Origin of the sequence: Herbiconiux gentiana, assembly GCF_024978135.1 — a bacterium.
GTDB classification, from domain to species: domain Bacteria; phylum Actinomycetota; class Actinomycetes; order Actinomycetales; family Microbacteriaceae; genus Herbiconiux; species Herbiconiux gentiana.
This window is the reverse complement of record NZ_JANTEZ010000017.1, coordinates 1-596: the sequence shown is the minus strand read 5'-3', so window position 1 is coordinate 596 and position 596 is coordinate 1. Positions and strand designations below refer to the sequence as shown.

Here is a 596-nt window from a genome sequence, read left to right as displayed (position 1 = left end):
CGCATGGGCTACCGCCAGCACCTGGTGCGGTCGATCCTCGCGATCCGCGACGACGGCGGCATCCTGCTGCCGAACGGCGACCGGCTCACGGTCGAGCCGATCCTCGTGGGCCGCAACGCCGACAAGCTCGCCGAGCTGGCCGCCCTGCACGGCGTCGCCGAGTACACCACCGACCTCACCGCCGCGCTCGCCGACGAGACCGCGACCATCTACTTCGACGCCCAGGTCACGAGTGCCCGCAAAGACGCGATCCTGCAGGCCATCGCCGCCGGCAAGCACATCTACACCGAGAAGCCCATCGCGAACTCCGTCGCCGACGGCCTCGAGCTCGTCGCCGCGGCCGAGAAGGCCGGTATCGTGAACGGCGTCGTGCACGACAAGCTCTACCTGCCCGGGCTGCTGAAGCTCAAGCGGCTGATCGACTCGGGCTTCTTCGGGCGCATCCTGAGCGTGCGCGGCGAGTTCGGCTACTGGGTGTTCGAGGGCGACTACCTGCCCGCCCAGCGCCCCTCGTGGAACTATCGCGAGGAAGACGGCGGGGGCATGACCCTCGACATGTACTGCCACTGGAACTACGTGCTCGAGAACCTCTTCGG

Annotated in this window: 1 protein-coding gene; it reads left to right on the top strand. The window is 68.3% G+C overall.

What is annotated here, in order from left to right; translation table 11 throughout:
- The coding region (locus tag NVV95_RS18375) for a Gfo/Idh/MocA family protein (protein WP_259488032.1) at positions 1–596 on the top strand (596 nt) is incomplete at both ends.